Origin of the sequence: Vibrio sp. ED004 (assembly GCF_023206395.1) — a bacterium.
GTDB lineage: Bacteria > Pseudomonadota > Gammaproteobacteria > Enterobacterales > Vibrionaceae > Vibrio.
In genome coordinates this window covers 1,225,386-1,242,081 of the sequence record NZ_CP066149.1, presented here as the reverse complement: position 1 = coordinate 1,242,081, position 16,696 = coordinate 1,225,386, and the positions used below count along the sequence as shown (strand labels likewise).

The following is a 16,696-nucleotide window of genomic DNA, read 5'->3' as shown; positions in this document are numbered from 1 at the left end:
TGTGAAAAACCTAGCGTGCGGTGAATAAATTTCGTAGTCTTTTAGTTATCGGTATTTGTGTTTATCAGTAAGTTTTATTATTTCAAAAGCTTACATAAATATGACTTTGCAATCTGTCAAAGATAGGATATCGTGCCGAAAAACTGGACTTGGTTCAGTTTATAAAAAAGGACTTGGCTTGAATTTACTTTTAACACAATGACTTAACAGAAATTAAACTGTTTGCTTTGTTGTTTGGTAGGTTTGGCTTAAGGCAGTTTAGCTCATAGCATATTACATAGAGGATGCACATTATGGCTGAGAGTTCTACAACGATTGAGACCCCGCTTGTGGATGGTCTTTCAAATGCAGAACAATGGTTAACGGATAACTCAGATTTGTTTATTCAATACGGTGTAAACATTATTTCTGCGCTCGTTATTCTATTTATTGGTAACTTAATCGTTAAAGCAGTAGCGAATAGCGTGTCTAAGGTTCTTCAGAAGAAGAAAATGGACCGAGCGGTTGTCGAGTTTATCCATGGCTTAGTTCGTTACTTGTTATTTGTTATTGTTCTAATTGCAGCTCTTGGTCGCTTAGGTGTTCAAACAGCATCTGTCGTTGCTGTAATTGGTGCGGCTGGTTTAGCTATCGGTCTGGCTCTACAAGGCTCACTATCTAACTTTGCTGCTGGTGTACTTATTGTTGCATTCCGTCCATTCAAGTCTGGTGACTACGTGGAAATCGGTGGTGTAGCAGGTTCAGTTGACTCAATTCAAATCTTCCAAACTGTTCTAACAACACCTGACAACAAAATGGTTGTGGTACCAAACGGCAGCGTTATCGGTAGCCCAATCACGAACTACTCTCGTCATGACACACGTCGTATCGACCTAATGATCGGTGTTTCTTACGGTGCTGATCTACAAAAGACCAAAGAACTTCTGACTAAGATCTGTGAATCTGATGAGCGCGTATTGAAAGAACCAGGCGTTCAAGTGGGTGTTCACACACTTGCTGACTCTTCAGTTAACTTCGTGGTTCGCCCATGGGTTAGCACTGCAGAGTACTGGAATGTTTACTTCGACCTGATGCAAGCAATCAAAGAAGGCTTGGATAAAGAAGGTATCGAAATTCCATTCCCACAAATGGATGTGCACATGAATAAAGTAGAAGCTTAATTCTTTAATCGGCTTTTACAGCGGTGAGCTTTTATAACGAAAGGCGGATAACTTAGGTTGTCCGCCTTTTTTGTTGTCTTCAATATCATTCCTCTTACTCGTTAGCTCTTGTTACTGCTTAGCTTCTTTTCTTTGTATATCCCTATTTTGCGTTCTACTTGGCGTTGGCCATAACGATGTTTTCAGCATCGCATATAAGGGTTTTCTGACTTCTTGTCCTCCCAAGATAGCCAATAAACATAAACCTCCAGGAATCAAAATCATCATCAGTAGTGGTCGAAGTAGGTAAGAGAAGCAAAAGATCGTGGGCAGAAAAATCAGCACTTGTCCCAGTCGGTTTAATATATTCATCATCTCCGTATCTCCAAAGTTAAATTGAGCGTGCTCATTTTTATAATTGAGCGCGCTCAATTTGTCAAATTAGAGCACTAAGAGTATGATCAAGCTTGATTTGAGAAGGGTGTATTTTCGTGAGTAAGAGAGAGATAACGAAACAGAAGATCCTAGCATCTGCTTGGGAGCTGTTTGGGGAAAATGGTTATGACAACACCACAACTCGACAGATCGCTCGTCACGCGGGTGTGGCTGATGGCACGGTATTTAGTCATTTTGAAACCAAGCTGACGATTCTTCGAGATGGAATGCTATCGCAGTTGGAAAAGATAGGTCAGGAGGTGTTAGCTGTTGAGCAAGATAAACGTGCTGTGGATGTCGGTATCTCGCTGATTGAACATTACTATCGCTATTATTTTGATAATGTTGAGTTAAGTCGAGCGTTACTCAAAGAGGTCATTTGGGATTTAGACTACTATCGCACCTTTGATCAGGCACTCTTTCAGACGGTTAATGTCGATGCATCTATTTCTGAAAAAATGCCACTGATAATGGATAGCTATTTCATGACCTTGATAAATCATTTGAGCCAACTGGAACCAAGCCTTGAAGCTGCGCTGAGTGAACTGAACAGTAAAATTCGAGTCATTCTAGCGTAACTCATTATATTAATGAGTTACTGATATCTTCTCTGGCTTGGTCGGTAGTCTTTGTTCTTTAATTGGTTACCAGTATTGCTCAATCAGTCCATTGGTAAGCACAGCAGCAATGGCGAACATCATGGTCGCGACTGCGATATCAATGCCTTTCTTAACATTCGGTTTAGATAGCGTTGGACCAAGCTTTGCTGCGCCCAGTGACAAAGAGTAAAACCAAACGAATGAAGCCAAAATGGTTCCCATAGCAAAAGCAATTCTGTCGTTACCTTCAAACTGTCCGCCAATCGAACCAAGAATCACCACCGTATCCAAATAGAGGTGTGGGTTTAATACTGTCACCGCCAAGGCGCCCAAAATAACGGTGCGCTTACCACGAGCCAGGATCTCTCCTTTTGATTCCTCGCTTGAGGGCGCTTTAAAGGCGCTGCGCAGTGATAACAAACCATACACGGTTAGAAAAGCGATGCCGCCTAACGTCACCGAGGTGAGTAGCAATTCATTTTGTGACAAAATTGCACCGCCACCAAAGATACCCAATGAGATAAACAGAGTGTCGAGCAGGCTACAGATTGTCGCTGTGGTTAAATGGTGGTTGCGCTTTATCCCTTGATTTAGGACGTACGCATTCTGAGCGCCAATAGGGATAATCATGCTTGCCCCTAGACCAAAACCTTGTAATAAAACCCAAAAACTCATTTTAACCTCCACTTATTTAACGATATTTACGTGCTATATGGCGAAGATACTCCGACCCTTTAAATAAGTATAATTAATGATTTTAATCTATTATTAGAGTTGCTAATGTGGTGTGGAGTTAGCTTAAAAAGGAAGCAAATTGATGCGTGGATTGGATTATAAATGGATAGAAGCACTGGATGCGGTGGTGAAACAACGTAGCTTCGAAAGGGCTGCCGAGCAGTTATATATCTCGCAGTCTGCGGTGTCTCAACGTATCAAACAGCTAGAAAAATGGTTAGCTCAGCCTGCTTTGGTGAGAGAAAACCCGCCTAGGCCAACCCCGGCAGGTAAAAAATTATTGGGTTTGTATCGCCGGGTTCGTTTACTAGAACATGAGCTGGTGCCTGAGTTGATGAATGAAGAAAGTGCGCAACCTTTATCAATATCTATTGCCACCAATGCCGATAGTTTAGCGACATGGCTGTTACCTGCATTATCAGATGTGATGAAGTCTCGCCAAGTAGAGCTGAACCTCGCGATTCATGGCGAGGCGAGAACCATTGATAAGATAAAAAGTGGTGAGGTTGCTGGCGCGATCAGTCTAGAGTCTCAAGCGATTCCTGGTTGCAGTGCTGACTATCTTGGCAGGATGGATTATGTGTGTGTGGCGAGTCCTGACTTCCATCAGCGTTATTTTTCTGAAGGCGTAAATTACGCCACATTAAGCAAAGCACCGGCGGTTTCTTATGACCAATACGATGACCTGCATAAGAAGTTTCTGCATGACCATTTTAATGTACCAAGGGACAGTGTGATTAATCATACGGTCGGCAGCTCAGAAGCATTTGTACGCTTGGCGTTGTCAGGTGTTGCTTATTGTTTGATCCCTCGATTGCAGATCATTGATGAGCTAGAGTCCGGTGTATTGATCGATATTACACCCGGTTTTTTGTTGTCTTATCGTATCTATTGGCACCACTGGCAGCTAGAAAGTGGGGTACTCAAAGAGATATCTCAAGCGATATTAGGTTTTGCTCACAACCACTTACCTCAGTAAATTGTTGGTTTTTTCAGCGTCAAAGTTCTGTTAGAAGTTCGGCATCAGGATTGGCTAAACGGCAAATTGCTCTATGATGAAAGTACATTTGTTTAGCACAGGTCTACCTAATGAAGTTTGCACCAAAGATGTTAGCAACGTCTCTTACTCTTACTGCAGCGTTGAGTGCTGTGAGTTTTCCATCATTGGCTGACTCTCCATCCTTCCCGCATATTTCAACGACGGGCTACGGTGAAGTGATCGCAACACCAGATATGGCGACATTCTCTGTGAGAGTCGTGGAATCGACGATGACTGCTGAACAAGCTAAAAATACCGTTGATAAAGTAGTGACTGGTTTCCTCAATAAACTGCATCAAGCGGGTGTAGAAGAGGCGAGCGTACACAGCTCTAACCTGTACCTATCTCCTCAATACCATTACCCGAAAGACGGCAAACCAGAATTGGTCGGCTACCGAGCTTCACGTAATGTGACCGTTCAAGTGAACGAGCTAGCTAATCTCAATGAGTACATGGATATTGCGATTGGAGAGGGTATTAATCAGATCGACAACATTCAGCTTCAAGTTCGCGACCAAGCTAAGTATCAAGAACAAGCGCGCTTAGAAGCCATCAAGGATGCGCGATCGAAAGCGAAATCATTAGCGAGTGGTTTTGAGCGTGAGCTAGGTGATGTTTGGCGTGTTGATTACAACGCACAATCTTCTCAGCCTGTGCTAATGCGTTCAATGGCGATAGATGCGAGAACAGAGTCGAACTCTTATGAAGACTCAACGATCACCATTCGCGATCGCGTTAATGTGATCTACCAGATCGAAGAGTAACAATAGCGCTATAGAGGCTTTTGGATCATGGTGATCTAATTGCCTACGATAGGCCAAATACTAAAAAGGCTCTCATAATGAGAGCCTTTTTGTTTTTACTAATATCGAGTTCGATGATTAGTGAAGTAGACGAGCACGGATTGTGCCTTCGATCTCTTTCAGTTTAAGCAGTGCTTCCTCTGAACGATCCGCTTCTACATCGATAACTACATAACCCATATCAGCCGCAGTCTGTAGGTACTGACCCGCGATGTTGATGCCTTCTTCAGCGAAGATGGTGTTGAGCTGAGTTAGGATACCTGGACGGTTTTCGTGAATGTGCAGCAAACGAGACGTGCCCGTGTGCAACGGTAGTGATACCTCTGGGAAGTTAACACTTGATAGCGTAGAACCGTTATCTGAGTATTTCGCTAGCTTGCCAGCCACTTCAACACCGATGTTCTCTTGCGCTTCTTGAGTTGAACCGCCTACGTGAGGTGTAAGAATCACGTTGTCGAACTGCATCAATGGCGACTCAAATGGGTCAGCATTGGTTTTTGGTTCGGTTGGGAATACGTCGATCGCTGCACCTGCAAGGTGACCAGAATCTAGAGCGCCACACAGAGCTGGAATGTCTACCACTGTGCCACGCGCTGCGTTGATAAAGATAGAACCAGGCTTCATGCGCTCGAACTCTTCTTTACCCATCATGTTCTTAGTTTCGTTGGTTTCAGGGACGTGCAAAGAGATCACATCACACTTGTTCAACAGTTCAGTCATGGTATGAACTTGCGTTGCGTTACCCAAAGACAGCTTGTTTTCGATGTCGTAGAAGTAAACGCGCATACCAAGGTTTTCCGCAATAATACCCAGCTGGGTACCAATGTGACCGTAACCAATAATACCTAAACGCTTACCACGAGCTTCGTAAGAGTTGTCTGCACTCTTTTTCCAAATACCACGGTGCGCAAGAGCGTTCTTTTCTGGAATGCCACGTAGTAGCAATAGAACCTGACCAAGAACTAGCTCAGCAACACTTCGAGTATTTGAGAACGGTGCGTTGAACACAGGGATGCCGCGCTTTGCTGCTGCTTGAAGGTTGACTTGGTTAGTACCAATACAGAAACAACCAACCGCAACCAGCTTTTCAGCCGCATCAATCACTTCTTGGGAGATGTTTGTGCGAGAACGGATACCAATGAAGTGAGCATCTTTAACTGCTTCAAGAAGTTCATCTTCCGGTAGCGAGCCTTTGTGGTACTCAATATTTGTGTAACCAGCGGCTTGCAGTACTTCTACAGAAGAAGGGTGAAGACCTTCTAGAAGTAGAATTTTTATTTTTTCTTTTTCCAGTGAAACTTTGGCCATTGTTCTCGTCCTTAAAATGGAAAGGTTGGGCAAATGCGGCGCACGTGCTACAAAATGGCTGAAAGGGGAACAAATTCACCACTTTGTTAGGAGACAAACGTTTTCCCTGTGCGTCTTCTGAACAATAAAGTAACAAAAAAAAAATGTTTTGGGTAAGAAAATTACGGAATAAGACATAATTTTACAGGTATAAAGCAAAAAAAACGGCGCCCTTGGGCACCGTATGTAATGAAGTAACAGAAAAACTCAATCTTCTATTATTTATTCTTCGATTTTTGCACCTTCTGGCGTGCCAGTGATAACCACATCAGCACCACGGTGAGCGAATAGACCAACCGTTACCACACCAGCGATACCATTGATGATATCTTCTAGTTGTTTCGGGTTTTCGATCGCCATGCCGTACACGTCTAGGATCATGTTGCCGTTATCGGTTGTGCAACCTTCGCGGTAAACTGGGTCACCACCAAGCTTTACTAGTTCACGTGCAACGTATGAGCGCGCCATTGGAATCACTTCAACAGGTAGTGGGAATTTACCCAACACATCAACTGCTTTAGTGCCGTCAACAATACACACAAACTTATCAGAGATAGCCGCTACGATTTTTTCACGAGTCAGAGCAGCACCGCCGCCTTTGATCATGTCGCGAGTTGGGTTGATTTCATCTGCGCCATCAACGTAGATGTCTAGCTTAGCGACATCGTTACACTCATACACTTTGATCTCTAGCTCTTCTAGTCGTTGCGTTGAAGCAACAGAGCTTGAAACCGCACCTTTGATTTTGTCTTTCATTGTGCCTAGCGCGTCGATGAAGTGATTTACTGTAGAGCCAGTACCTACACCTACAATGCTGCCTTCTTCAACATATTGAAGTGCTGCCCAGCCAGCTGCTTTTTTCATTTCATCTTGAGTCATGCCATTCTCCTGAATAAGGTCTTGCGCTTTGAATTGATCGTTTGCGTAATGATGAAGTTAACGTTTAGATATTGAGTTAACGTTTCTATATCGAGGTTAACGTTTGCGGCGCGATTATAGCGCTTTAATGGTCATTTTCCCATTGCCAAGTTTTACTCGGAGTCACGATTTTAGGTAAGGGAATGTCCCATTCTTCAATCGGTAAGGTATCGACATGTTGGCAATCGTGAGCCAAACCTATTGGGGTTGCGCCTTCGCCTGTCTCGAACCATTTCGCTAAGGTGCGATCGTAATATCCGCCACCCATGCCTAAGCGGTGACCATGAGAGTCAAAGCCGACAAGAGGCGTCAGGATGAGGTCGAGTTGCTGACAAGGTTTCACCAACATTTGATTAAGTTGGGGTTCTACAATGCCGTACTTATTTAAAACTGTGGGAGTTATTGGAGAGTAGTGCAGAAACAGCAGGTGTCCGGCAGAGAAGGGGTGCAATACTGGTAAATAAGTTTGCTTACCTTGCGACCATAACCATTCAATTAAAGGCTGGGTATCGAGCTCGCCATCAATCGAAATATAAAGAGCAATATGCTGAGCAGACTGAATCTCATCAAGCTGCATGCACTGCTTAACTAGGTCTAAACCGGATTGAGTTTGTTGTTCGCTAGATAGGGAGTTGCGTTTGATGCGGATCTGTTTGCGAAATTCGCTGCGTGTGAGCGTCTTCATAAGAAGGGATACCCCAAAGTGCCGTTGAGAATAGATGGCCCTTGAACCAGCGAGTTCAAGGCGGATCAGCAATGATTACCGTAGGCTTCTCGGCGGACCGAGCATGCTCAATAGCACTCAAGTACTAACCCTTAGGGATTGCTTATCGGCTCGGGGACGTGAATCCTCTGACAAACACTCCAGGGTAAATTTTGTGTACGCTATTGCTGTCCGTGCTTAACTTTACTGAGGACATCTGAAAGTGATGTCGTGAGCTGTTCCATTCGCTCGGTCAGTGCGTTTTGTTCATCATTTGCTTCAAACTTCTTGGTTTGTAATTCGTAGCAAATATTCAGAGCTGCGATAGTCAGCAGCTTCACTTCATTGGTTACCTTAGTACGTTCAGCCATCTCTTTCAATCGATTATCAAGATCGGCCGCCGCTGCAATCAATGACTCTTCTTGCCCTGGTGGACAATTCACTCGAGTCAGTTTTCCTAATATTTCAACGTCTACCGCTTGATTACTCATGATGGATGAACTCTTTAACGCGCTATTTTAAGGCTGTTGCCCTTCGCCATTTTTTGAGAAAGAAAAAGTGCAAGTACCGATGAGGAAGCAATCTCCTCTGAGGGAGAAACTATAGGTAAACCGCTATTAAGATTCAAGCTTTTCAGAGTGACTGTTTGTAAATGAGAGCTTGAGCACACAGTAATTCAGCAAATTGAACAATTGGTAGTCAGTCATCCTTCAATTGCTAGGGATCGATGCTTACCAGAATTGGGGTGAAGTGGTACGATTATACTATCGATATAAAGAATAACTGAGCGAGCTATCTGATGAGCGAAACTACTTTACCTGACTACCTAACGGTTGCGACTGAACTTCAATCGGCAAGTCTAGCCGTAACCCCTGCTGAGATGCATGGTTTATTAACGGGTATGTTAAGCGGAGGCTTAAACCTTGCAGATAAAAGCTGGCAACCACTTATCTTCGATTACACCAATGAAGGTATGGGCTGGCCAGATCGCGCGCTAATCCTAGCGGAAGCAACACTGAAAGTCACAACCAGTGAAATCACAGGCTCAGGCATGGAACTGTCTATGTTACTGCCTGATGAAGATGCAAGCGCGAGCGTGTTTGATCTTGCTGATGGTGTGTCTGATTGGATTAACCATTTCATTTCTGGTTTGGGCCTTGTTGGCGCTCAATTGAACAAAGCGTCTGAAGGCACGAAAGAAGCATTGGCGGATCTTGAAGAGATGGCGAAGCTAGGCATTGACGAAGAAGATGATCTGGAAGAGCAAGCACAACTTCTAGAACACGTTATTGAGCACGTAAAAGCGTGTGCATTAACGATTCATGCTGAATTTGGTGCACGCCCATCTGAAGATGCGGCACCAACCATTCACTAATCGTTTGTCGGTTTGAGGTTATGATGGCTCAATATGATGTTGTAATTGCTGGTGGCGCAATGGCGGGGGCAACTCTGGCCCTTGCTCTGAATCACCTAAGCCAAGGTTCGTTGTCGATTGCGGTCGTTGAGCCTTATCAGGTTGATCATCAAGCTCACCCTGGGTTTGATTCTCGTTCGATCGCTTTGTCTTACGGCACAGTACAGATCCTAGATTCATTGCACCTGTGGCAATCTATCGCTCCTGTGGCTACCCCGATTAAAGATATTCATGTGTCGGATCGTGGGCATGCTGGGATGACGGATATCTACAGTGAAGAATTGGCTGTGGATGCACTTGGCTATGTGGTCGAGTTAGCGGATGTAGGCCGAATCTATCAGCAGAAGCTGGAATCAGAAGCGGCAATTACGATGCTGTGTCCGGACTCGGTAGCGAAAGTCGAGCGAAGTGAGTCACTGACGACTATTGACCTCAACAGTGGGCAAACCATAACGACTAAGTTACTGGTCGCGGCTGACGGTGCAATCTCTACCTGTTGTCAGCAACTCAATATCCCATTGAGTGAACATGACTTTGAACAGGTTGCTGTGATTGCCAATATCGTGGCGAGCGAACCCCATCAAGGCCGAGCCTTTGAGCGTTTTACTCATCATGGGCCTGTTGCTCTACTACCGATGACCGATAACCGTTTGTCTCTGGTTTGGTGTTTGCCGCCGGAGCAAGCCGATAAAGTTATGGCTTTTAACGACGACGAATTCCTTGAACAGCTTCAGAGCGATTTTGGTTGGCGATTGGGTCGACTAGAAAAGGTTGGTAAGCGTGCAAACTACCCACTGATTTTTCGTCATCGTAAACAAAATATCTCTCATCGATTCGCGATTGTAGGCAATGCCGCTCAAACCCTTCACCCAATTGCAGGGCAAGGGTTTAACCTCGGTATTCGTGATGTGGCCTCTTTAGCGGAAGAATTGTGTACTCAGTTGGATGATGTCGGTCGTTACGCTGGTCTTGTTAACTTTAGAAAACGTAGAGAACAAGACAGAGGCGCGACGATTACACTGACATCAAGTCTTGTTCATCTGTTCTCAAACGATTTTTTGACTGCTCGAATCGGTCGTAATCTTGGGTTAGCCGTAATTGATAACCTTCCACCACTTAAAGGTCCACTTTTGCGTCATACGCTTGGCCTAGTAGAAAGATAAGGTAGATAAATAATGATGCAAAGTGTTGATATCGCGATAGTTGGTGGTGGCATGGTTGGCCTAGCGCTCGCGGCTGCATTGAAAGATAGCGATCTAAGAATTGCCGTGATAGAGGGCAAAGCACCTAGCGAAGGTCTGAATGAATTACCAGATGTTCGTGTGTCGGCATTGAGTCGCTCTAGCGAGGTGATTCTGCGTAATCTAGATGCATGGCAAGGTATTGAGCAAAGACGTGCAGCTCCGTATCAAGCGATGGAAGTGTGGGAGCAAGATAGCTTTGCTCGTATTGAGTTTGACTCAACACGTTTGGCGCAGCCTAATCTAGGCCATATTGTTGAGAATCGAGTGATTCAATTAGCGCTGCTTGATCAGGTTAAGAAGCAAGATAATGTCAGCCTCTACATGCCTGCGACATGTAAAACAATGGCAATTGGAGAGAGCGAAGCGTGGCTAACCCTAGACAATGGCCAAGCACTGACAGCCAAGTTAGTCGTGGGTGCGGATGGCGCAAATTCTTGGGTTCGTAAGCAGCAAGATATCCCATTAACACATTGGGATTACGGACACAGCGCAATTGTCGCGAACATCAAAACCACAGAACCGCACCACAGCGTTGCACGTCAAATATTCACACCGCAAGGCCCACTGGCATTCTTACCAATGCAACCGAGCAACATGAGCTCGATTGTTTGGTCTACTGAGCCTAATCGTGCCGAGAATCTCGTATCCATGTCGGATGCTGAATTCAATAAACAGTTAACGGCAGAGTTCGATTCAAAGCTTGGTTTGTGTGAAGTCGTCGGTGACCGTTTTGCCTTCCCACTGCGCATGCGATACGCGCGAGATTTCGCTGTTGATCGTGTCGCTCTGGTCGGTGATGCTGCCCATACCATTCACCCGCTAGCAGGGCAGGGCGTGAACCTTGGCCTATTAGATGCTGCAAGTTTAGCGCAAGAGCTGTTAAAGCTGTGGGCTGCTGGTGAAGACATTGGTACCAAGCGTAACCTACGCGGTTATGAGCGCTGGAGAAAAGCAGAAGCGGCGAAGATGATTGCTTCGATGCAGGGCTTTAAAGATCTGTTTGAAGGCGACAACCCAGCTAAGAAGCTGATTCGTGGCATCGGTATGAAGCTTGCGGGTCAACTACCTGGTGCGAAAGATGAAATTATGAAGCGAGCACTTGGCCTTGCCGGTAACCTGCCTGATTTAGCAAAGCGCCCTGTGACTCATCGTTAGTCGTTTAATTTTCAGGTGCTTAGACACCTGAACTCATGGCCTGAGCGCAGTTTCTAGCGTTACGGGAACGAAAAAAGGGTTGGCACATGCCAACCCTTTTTGTTTTGAATTCTTTAGATAATCAGATTATGCGTAAGCACAGCGCAGCTTCATTATTTCACTATTTATTTCTTTCACTGTTTGAAAGTGGCGCTTCTCTGCTCGATCTGGCAGGACTAGCTTGCCGTTATCAAACTCAAATTTCCCTACGCCGTAAATGTAGATTCGTCCTTTGAAAAGTCGACTTACATGTTTAGCAATCATACTCGGTGTATAGCGCTTAAACAGTCTCATTCTTAATTATCCTTATATTTACCTAGCCTGCACATTATAGAAAAACTCCGAGATAATAATTGTGATAAGCATGGAGTAATATGCAGTAGCGATGACGTTAATTAGATATTTGTGCTGTTCTAAGCACTTTCTACAGTAAATATCTATTTTTACGTGAGCTCCTCCCCAAAATAATACTGAGTCGTGAACTGCTGTGAACTTTCCTGTCCGGTATTAAGCAGTGGTAATGTTACAAGTATAAGAATAGGCGGGATTTTTTTGTTTGTGTAATCAAATTGTAAATTTTAGACATAAAAAAAGCCCGTCTAAAACGGGCGAATAGTCACAGATGCATTACACAAAAGTGGATACTGATGTTACTCAGTGGATTCACTTGTACTGATTTGCCTAAAGGCTAGTCAGTAAATTCACAATAACGCAGATTTTTCCTGATGACTACTTATGCTTTAATTTTGATTAACTATTTAATGTTGGCGTGTTTTTCTTATGACGAGCTTCACACTAAATATGTATCTAATGAAAACTTTAAAGAAGGTTTGCGATCAATTACGTCTTAGAATGGATCATCGACTGATCTCTGCAACGATTGGCGCGCATAACGCCATAAGATCCTCGAGATCAAGTGCAACACCTGCCATTCGATCACCAGAACTAATAGTCACGGTTGAGTTATTCTGAATGGAAGGATCAAAAATGATCGGCATGTGCCTTTTTAGAGCAAGCGGGCCGACACAACCAACTTTAAAACCGGTGATGGCTTCTACATCGGTGAGTGATACGCAGGTCATTCTGCGGCAATTCAACACCGAGCGCACTTTCTTGGGGTCGACAGAGCGATCACCAGCTGTACAGGCCAACGCATATTGGTTGCCCATATCCTTGAGCAGGATGCACTTGACCATTTGAGTGGCGTCGATACCTCGTTCTTGCGCGGTTTCTTCTATGCTGGTGGTAGGCTTGCTTTGCATCAGCAGGCGATAGTCCACCTGCTGTTGATCCAGCCATTGTGTAATCAGTGTTTCCACGTGATTACTCGTCTTCGAGGCTGTAAGGCAGTGGCAGGATATTCCATGTTTGATCAGGCTGCGCAGTCAATCGAAGTTGAACATCGTCATCAAGGTTGTTTGGCAACACCATCAAACCAATCGCTTGGTTATCAGCAAATTGATAGACGTTTAATAGTCGACCTGCACCACGCCAGTTCTCACCCACGCTACGTTCTAGTTCAATAGGATTCTCTAGAGACAGTACGTCCGAAGTTGTGCCCGACACAATGCGCATCTCACGCTTGTTCATGCCGCGGTACTTAGCACGAGCAACCGTTTCTTGACCTGTGTAACAACCTTTTGAAAAGCTGATACCGCCGATCGCTTGCAGGTTAAGTGCTTGAGGGATGTGTTCGTTTTGTTCTGCTTTCGATAGGTTAGGCTGAGCATCAAGGATTTCATGATACTGCCATAACGTTTCTGATACTTTCTCCGCAGCGCTGTTTGATACCAAGGCTTCAGCGGCTTCTTCTGTTACAAGTAGAGCCCAGCGGTTATCTGCAACTTGAACCGCCGTACCGCCAGAGATAGCACGTACATTACCTTGGCTTTCTGAAATAGAATCAATGTATTGATTCGCAGATGCACCCATCACACCGATAACAACGTCCGACGTTTGCTCGATATCGACCTTAGAGAACACTGCGTATTTCTTGATTTCAACGAGCTCGACTTCAATCGCAGATTTAGGTTGCATTAGTGCGTAGCCACCGTTGTGGTGGAACAAACGGAAGATACTCCATACCTTTCCTTTTGCATCACAGTGTGCGCCTAATGTGGATTCATCATTAGGAAGAGTCACGACGTCGCACGTTACTTGACCTTGCAGGTACGATTTTTTGTCATCGCCTACCATGGTAATTGCACTCCAATTTGACACGTGTGTCATCATCAGTTCTGGAAGCGAGTCATTTTGCGTATGAGCGTGCGGCTGAAATGTGTTTTTCCAATCCATTTTATCTTTCCTAAGAATTTTATTTGGCTCTATGTTAATCCTGTTCTGTTTCTTTGTCAGCCTAGGTTTTTTTGTGAGCTTAGATAGGGACTGTGACTCACATAGTAGTTGCAGAGCGTATGACTTGTTACACTCCGAGAAAGAAAAATTATAGGTGAGGATAGCCAATGTACACTGCAGAGCAGAAAGCACGAATTAAATGGGGTTGCCGTCGCGGCATGTTAGAACTTGATGTAGTCATCATGCCATTTTTCGAAGAGTGTTTTGATTCATTGCAAGAGCAGGAACAGCGCGAGTTTGTTTCTCTACTAGAGTGTGATGACCCAGATTTGTTTACTTGGGTGATGGGACACGGACGCAGTGAAAACCTAGGCCATGCATCAATGGTTGATAAAATTGTCGCACACAACCTCAGCAAGGTTCGTTAAGCTCCAGCTTAACCCTTCATATTCCGCATTATTTGCAAAAGGCACTGTTTTCGGGTGCCTTTTGTTTTTCATCGTCCTGTCTTCTATTCCACTTGTTGTCAGTCTTTATTGCTTGGCACTGCTGATCCATCTGTTTAAAACCAACCACCTTATTTTGAATAGTGCTCATGGCCGTTTTGACTATAAAGAAGATGGTGAGATTCGATTGAATGACCGACGCTATATTTTAAAATCCGTGGATAAGATCTGGGCGCAATTCTTTATTAAATTGCAGTTTGAGTGTGGACACTCAGTCTTGTTGTGGCGGGATAGCTGTTGTGATCGTGAATATCGAAATTTCTTGGCGAACCTACAACGAACAGGTTAGAGAAATCAAAATATCAGGCTGAAAGCAATAATTACAGATGAAAGAAAGGGAGCACTAGGCTCCCTTTCTTCGCATTTTATCTATCAATCTATCAATCTATCAATCTATCAAGATTAAGACTGGCTTCAGAATCGTTGGGCCGCTGTCTTCAGCAAGTTCTGGGTAATCCAACGTGTAGTGAAGGCCGCGGCTCTCTTTACGTTGCATTGCACAGCGAACCATCAGCTCAGCGACTTGTAGCAAGTTACGCAGTTCTAACAGGTTGTTTGAAACCTTAAAGTTGCTGTAATACTCGTGAGTCTCTTGCTGCAACATCTGGATACGACGCATTGCGCGCTCAAGGCGTTTATCAGTACGTACGATACCCATGTAATCCCACATGAATAGACGCAGCTCATGCCAGTTGTGCTGAATGATAACTTCTTCATCACTGTTGGTGACTTGGCTTTCATCCCATGCTGGCAGTTCAGCACACAGCTGTGATTGGTCGATGTTCTCGACGATGTCTTTGGCTGCAGCCCATGCGTAAACCACACATTCAAGCAGTGAATTTGAAGCCATACGGTTCGCACCGTGCAGGCCGGTGTAGCTCACTTCACCAATCGCATACAGATTCGCTAGGTCGGTTTGACCTTGTTTATTCACCATAACACCACCACAGGTGTAGTGGGCTGCGGGTACGATAGGAATCGGCTCTTTGGTCATGTCGATACCCAAGTCCATCAAACGAGTGTGGATCATTGGGAAGTGCGCAGTGATGAATTCTTCAGGCTTGTGGCTGATGTCAACGTACATGCAGTCAGCACCTAAGCGCTTCATTTCAAAGTCAATTGCGCGAGCTACCACATCACGAGGAGCCAGTTCACCGCGCTCATCGAAGTCCTTCATGAAGCGAGAACCGTCTGGACGGCGCAGGTACGCACCTTCACCACGCAGTGCTTCCGTTAATAGGAAGTTACGCGCTTCTGGGTGGAACAAGCAAGTCGGGTGGAATTGGTTGAACTCAAGGTTCGCCACACGACAACCTGCACGCCAAGCAATAGCAATACCATCACCTGAAGAGACATCTGGGTTAGATGTGTATTGATAAACCTTTGAAGCGCCGCCGGTTGCTAACACTACAAATTTAGCGCGCACGGTTTCGACGTGTTCTTGGTTACGGTTCCAAATGTAGGCACCGATAACCTTGTCTTTCGAACCACCAACCTTATCTTCAGTGATCAAATCCAACGCATTGTGGCGTTCGAAGATCTCGATGTTTGGGTGATTCTTTACATTATCTTGCAGTGAGGTTTGCATCGCCATGCCAGTTGCATCGGCAGCGTGCAGAATTCTGCGGTGGCTGTGTCCACCTTCACGAGTAAGGTGATACTTTGGCTGGCCTTCGGTGCTGTTCTCATCTTTATCAAATGGAACACCGCCATCAATTAGCCATTGCACACACTCTTTAGCATTTTCAGCAATGAATTGAACTGTATCTTCTTCACATAACCCAGCCCCAGCAATTTGAGTATCTTCTACATGAGACTCAATACTGTCCGACTCATCGAACACCGCGGCGATACCACCTTGTGCGTAATACGTCGATCCTTCGCTGCGTGGTCCTTTGCTTAATACAATTACTTTTGCATGTTCTGCTACGCGTAAGGCTAATGACAAGCCTGCCGCACCACTTCCTACCACTAATACATCACACTGATGTTCACGGTTTGCGTTCATAAAACTTATTAAATCCCGGGCTATAGTCGAGTTGTCCACTCTCAATTGACTTTGTCTTGTTTTAGGACTTGCGGTAAGACTGTTATAATCTCCCCAGAGTCATCCTAAAACGCTACGCAAAATCAATATATAGACAGCTATCTAGAAATATTTAATTGCTCAATACCATTGCTTTTGCTCAAGGTTTCCCCAAATTGATAGGGATAACTATTTTTATTACATCACATTGTGAAACAATAATGGCAAATAATTTTAAGAAAGTTGGAACTTTCGGTATTTGGCTTAGTCACAATAGTGCTCTTGTAGACGGTGGTGTC

The 16,696-nt window shown here is 44.7% G+C and carries 18 protein-coding genes and 1 other RNA gene; 9 read left to right on the top strand and 10 right to left on the bottom strand.

The features are described 5' to 3' along the window. Positions 1–293 precede the first annotated feature (293 nt). Together mscS and ITG10_RS05365 are read left to right on the top strand one after the other, a co-directional pair. The gene (mscS, locus tag ITG10_RS05370) at positions 294–1,160 is read left to right on the top strand and encodes a small-conductance mechanosensitive channel MscS (protein ID WP_017629560.1); all 867 of its coding nucleotides are present in this window, start codon (positions 294–296) and stop codon (positions 1,158–1,160) included. A 470-nt stretch (positions 1,161–1,630) separates the two neighbouring features. After that, a complete protein-coding gene (locus tag ITG10_RS05365; protein WP_017629562.1) occupies positions 1,631–2,152 on the top strand; it encodes a TetR/AcrR family transcriptional regulator in 522 nt (173 codons plus the stop codon). Between the two features lie 66 nt (positions 2,153–2,218). Here the strand turns inward: ITG10_RS05365 and ITG10_RS05360 are convergent, their stop codons facing one another. Continuing rightward, positions 2,219–2,848, bottom strand: a complete 630-nt coding sequence (locus ITG10_RS05360) for a LysE/ArgO family amino acid transporter (RefSeq protein ID WP_017629563.1) — start codon at positions 2,846–2,848, stop codon at positions 2,219–2,221. 142 nt (positions 2,849–2,990) lie between these two features. Here ITG10_RS05360 and ITG10_RS05355 point away from each other — a divergent pair, with 142 nt between their 5' ends. Both ITG10_RS05355 and ITG10_RS05350 read left to right on the top strand, forming a co-directional pair. Beyond that, a complete protein-coding gene (locus tag ITG10_RS05355; RefSeq protein WP_248386742.1) occupies positions 2,991–3,887 on the top strand; it encodes a LysR family transcriptional regulator ArgP in 897 nt (298 codons plus the stop codon). A 110-nt stretch (positions 3,888–3,997) separates the two neighbouring features. After that, positions 3,998–4,711: an oxidative stress defense protein gene (locus ITG10_RS05350; protein WP_017629564.1), complete on the top strand. Its 714-nt coding sequence runs from the start codon at positions 3,998–4,000 to the stop codon at positions 4,709–4,711. Positions 4,712–4,828: 117 nt separating this feature from the next. Here ITG10_RS05350 and serA read toward each other — a convergent pair whose 3' ends face one another. From serA to zapA, 5 genes are all read right to left on the bottom strand, one after another. Next, the gene (gene serA, locus ITG10_RS05345) at positions 4,829–6,058 is read right to left on the bottom strand and encodes a phosphoglycerate dehydrogenase (RefSeq protein WP_248386741.1); all 1,230 of its coding nucleotides are present in this window, start codon (positions 6,056–6,058) and stop codon (positions 4,829–4,831) included. A 261-nt stretch (positions 6,059–6,319) separates the two neighbouring features. After that, a complete protein-coding gene (gene rpiA, locus ITG10_RS05340) occupies positions 6,320–6,976 on the bottom strand; it encodes a ribose-5-phosphate isomerase RpiA (protein ID WP_017629565.1) in 657 nt (218 codons plus the stop codon). A gap of 124 nt (positions 6,977–7,100) precedes the next feature. After that, complete coding sequence (locus ITG10_RS05335) at positions 7,101–7,700, bottom strand: 5-formyltetrahydrofolate cyclo-ligase (RefSeq protein ID WP_017629566.1); 600 nt, start codon at positions 7,698–7,700, stop codon at positions 7,101–7,103. A 6-nt stretch (positions 7,701–7,706) separates the two neighbouring features. Then, positions 7,707–7,889: non-coding RNA, 6S RNA (gene ssrS, locus ITG10_RS05330), on the bottom strand. A gap of 11 nt (positions 7,890–7,900) precedes the next feature. Then, a complete protein-coding gene (zapA, locus tag ITG10_RS05325) occupies positions 7,901–8,209 on the bottom strand; it encodes a cell division protein ZapA (RefSeq protein ID WP_004735366.1) in 309 nt (102 codons plus the stop codon). Positions 8,210–8,517: 308 nt separating this feature from the next. Between zapA and ITG10_RS05320 the strand changes: the two genes are divergently transcribed. The 3 genes from ITG10_RS05320 to ITG10_RS05310 are packed head-to-tail and all read left to right on the top strand — an operon-like array spanning position 8,518 to position 11,531. Continuing rightward, on the top strand, positions 8,518–9,093 hold the full coding sequence (locus ITG10_RS05320) for a YecA family protein (RefSeq protein ID WP_017629567.1): 576 nt from the start codon (positions 8,518–8,520) through the stop codon (positions 9,091–9,093). A gap of 23 nt (positions 9,094–9,116) precedes the next feature. Next, on the top strand, positions 9,117–10,295 hold the full coding sequence (gene ubiH / locus ITG10_RS05315; protein WP_017629568.1) for a 2-octaprenyl-6-methoxyphenyl hydroxylase: 1,179 nt from the start codon (positions 9,117–9,119) through the stop codon (positions 10,293–10,295). Positions 10,296–10,307: 12 nt separating this feature from the next. Continuing rightward, positions 10,308–11,531 carry an FAD-dependent 2-octaprenylphenol hydroxylase gene (locus tag ITG10_RS05310; protein ID WP_017629569.1) on the top strand — a complete coding sequence of 408 codons (1,224 nt, stop codon included), beginning with the start codon at positions 10,308–10,310 and terminating at the stop codon, positions 11,529–11,531. Positions 11,532–11,657: 126 nt separating this feature from the next. Here ITG10_RS05310 and ITG10_RS05305 read toward each other — a convergent pair whose 3' ends face one another. The 3 genes from ITG10_RS05305 to ygfZ form a co-directional block, all read right to left on the bottom strand. Continuing rightward, positions 11,658–11,864: a DUF1107 domain-containing protein gene (locus tag ITG10_RS05305; protein WP_009847660.1), complete on the bottom strand. Its 207-nt coding sequence runs from the start codon at positions 11,862–11,864 to the stop codon at positions 11,658–11,660. A gap of 563 nt (positions 11,865–12,427) precedes the next feature. Further along, positions 12,428–12,889 carry a YbaK/EbsC family protein gene (locus tag ITG10_RS05300; RefSeq protein ID WP_017629570.1) on the bottom strand — a complete coding sequence of 154 codons (462 nt, stop codon included), beginning with the start codon at positions 12,887–12,889 and terminating at the stop codon, positions 12,428–12,430. A gap of 4 nt (positions 12,890–12,893) precedes the next feature. After that, on the bottom strand, positions 12,894–13,865 hold the full coding sequence (gene ygfZ, locus ITG10_RS05295) for a tRNA-modifying protein YgfZ (protein WP_017629571.1): 972 nt from the start codon (positions 13,863–13,865) through the stop codon (positions 12,894–12,896). Between the two features lie 167 nt (positions 13,866–14,032). Here ygfZ and ITG10_RS05290 point away from each other — a divergent pair, with 167 nt between their 5' ends. Both ITG10_RS05290 and ITG10_RS26455 read left to right on the top strand, forming a co-directional pair. Further along, positions 14,033–14,293 carry a succinate dehydrogenase assembly factor 2 gene (locus ITG10_RS05290; RefSeq protein WP_004735374.1) on the top strand — a complete coding sequence of 87 codons (261 nt, stop codon included), beginning with the start codon at positions 14,033–14,035 and terminating at the stop codon, positions 14,291–14,293. Beyond that, on the top strand, positions 14,241–14,660 hold the full coding sequence (locus tag ITG10_RS26455; protein ID WP_346962596.1) for a protein YgfX: 420 nt from the start codon (positions 14,241–14,243) through the stop codon (positions 14,658–14,660). Before ITG10_RS05290 ends, ITG10_RS26455 begins: the two co-directional genes overlap by 53 nt. Before the next feature lie 99 nt (positions 14,661–14,759). Here ITG10_RS26455 and nadB read toward each other — a convergent pair whose 3' ends face one another. Beyond that, positions 14,760–16,379: an L-aspartate oxidase gene (nadB, locus tag ITG10_RS05285; RefSeq protein WP_017629573.1), complete on the bottom strand. Its 1,620-nt coding sequence runs from the start codon at positions 16,377–16,379 to the stop codon at positions 14,760–14,762. Positions 16,380–16,696: the final 317 nt, after the last annotated feature.

Coding starts and splice junctions, on each gene's coding strand:
- ygfZ (WP_017629571.1), bottom strand. CDS start 13,865: ATGGATTGGAAAAACACATTTCAGCCGCACGCTCATACGCAAAATGAC.
- ITG10_RS05305 (WP_009847660.1), bottom strand. CDS start 11,864: ATGAGACTGTTTAAGCGCTATACACCGAGTATGATTGCTAAACATGTA.
- ITG10_RS05355 (WP_248386742.1), top strand. CDS start 2,991: ATGCGTGGATTGGATTATAAATGGATAGAAGCACTGGATGCGGTGGTG.
- serA (WP_248386741.1), bottom strand. CDS start 6,058: ATGGCCAAAGTTTCACTGGAAAAAGAAAAAATAAAAATTCTACTTCTA.
- ITG10_RS05290 (WP_004735374.1), top strand. CDS start 14,033: ATGTACACTGCAGAGCAGAAAGCACGAATTAAATGGGGTTGCCGTCGC.
- zapA (WP_004735366.1), bottom strand. CDS start 8,209: ATGAGTAATCAAGCGGTAGACGTTGAAATATTAGGAAAACTGACTCGA.
- nadB (WP_017629573.1), bottom strand. CDS start 16,379: ATGAACGCAAACCGTGAACATCAGTGTGATGTATTAGTGGTAGGAAGT.
- mscS (WP_017629560.1), top strand. CDS start 294: ATGGCTGAGAGTTCTACAACGATTGAGACCCCGCTTGTGGATGGTCTT.
- ITG10_RS05350 (WP_017629564.1), top strand. CDS start 3,998: ATGAAGTTTGCACCAAAGATGTTAGCAACGTCTCTTACTCTTACTGCA.
- ITG10_RS05320 (WP_017629567.1), top strand. CDS start 8,518: ATGAGCGAAACTACTTTACCTGACTACCTAACGGTTGCGACTGAACTT.
- ubiH (WP_017629568.1), top strand. CDS start 9,117: ATGGCTCAATATGATGTTGTAATTGCTGGTGGCGCAATGGCGGGGGCA.
- ITG10_RS05335 (WP_017629566.1), bottom strand. CDS start 7,700: ATGAAGACGCTCACACGCAGCGAATTTCGCAAACAGATCCGCATCAAA.
- ITG10_RS05360 (WP_017629563.1), bottom strand. CDS start 2,848: ATGAGTTTTTGGGTTTTATTACAAGGTTTTGGTCTAGGGGCAAGCATG.
- ITG10_RS05310 (WP_017629569.1), top strand. CDS start 10,308: ATGATGCAAAGTGTTGATATCGCGATAGTTGGTGGTGGCATGGTTGGC.
- ITG10_RS26455 (WP_346962596.1), top strand. CDS start 14,241: ATGCATCAATGGTTGATAAAATTGTCGCACACAACCTCAGCAAGGTTC.
- rpiA (WP_017629565.1), bottom strand. CDS start 6,976: ATGACTCAAGATGAAATGAAAAAAGCAGCTGGCTGGGCAGCACTTCAA.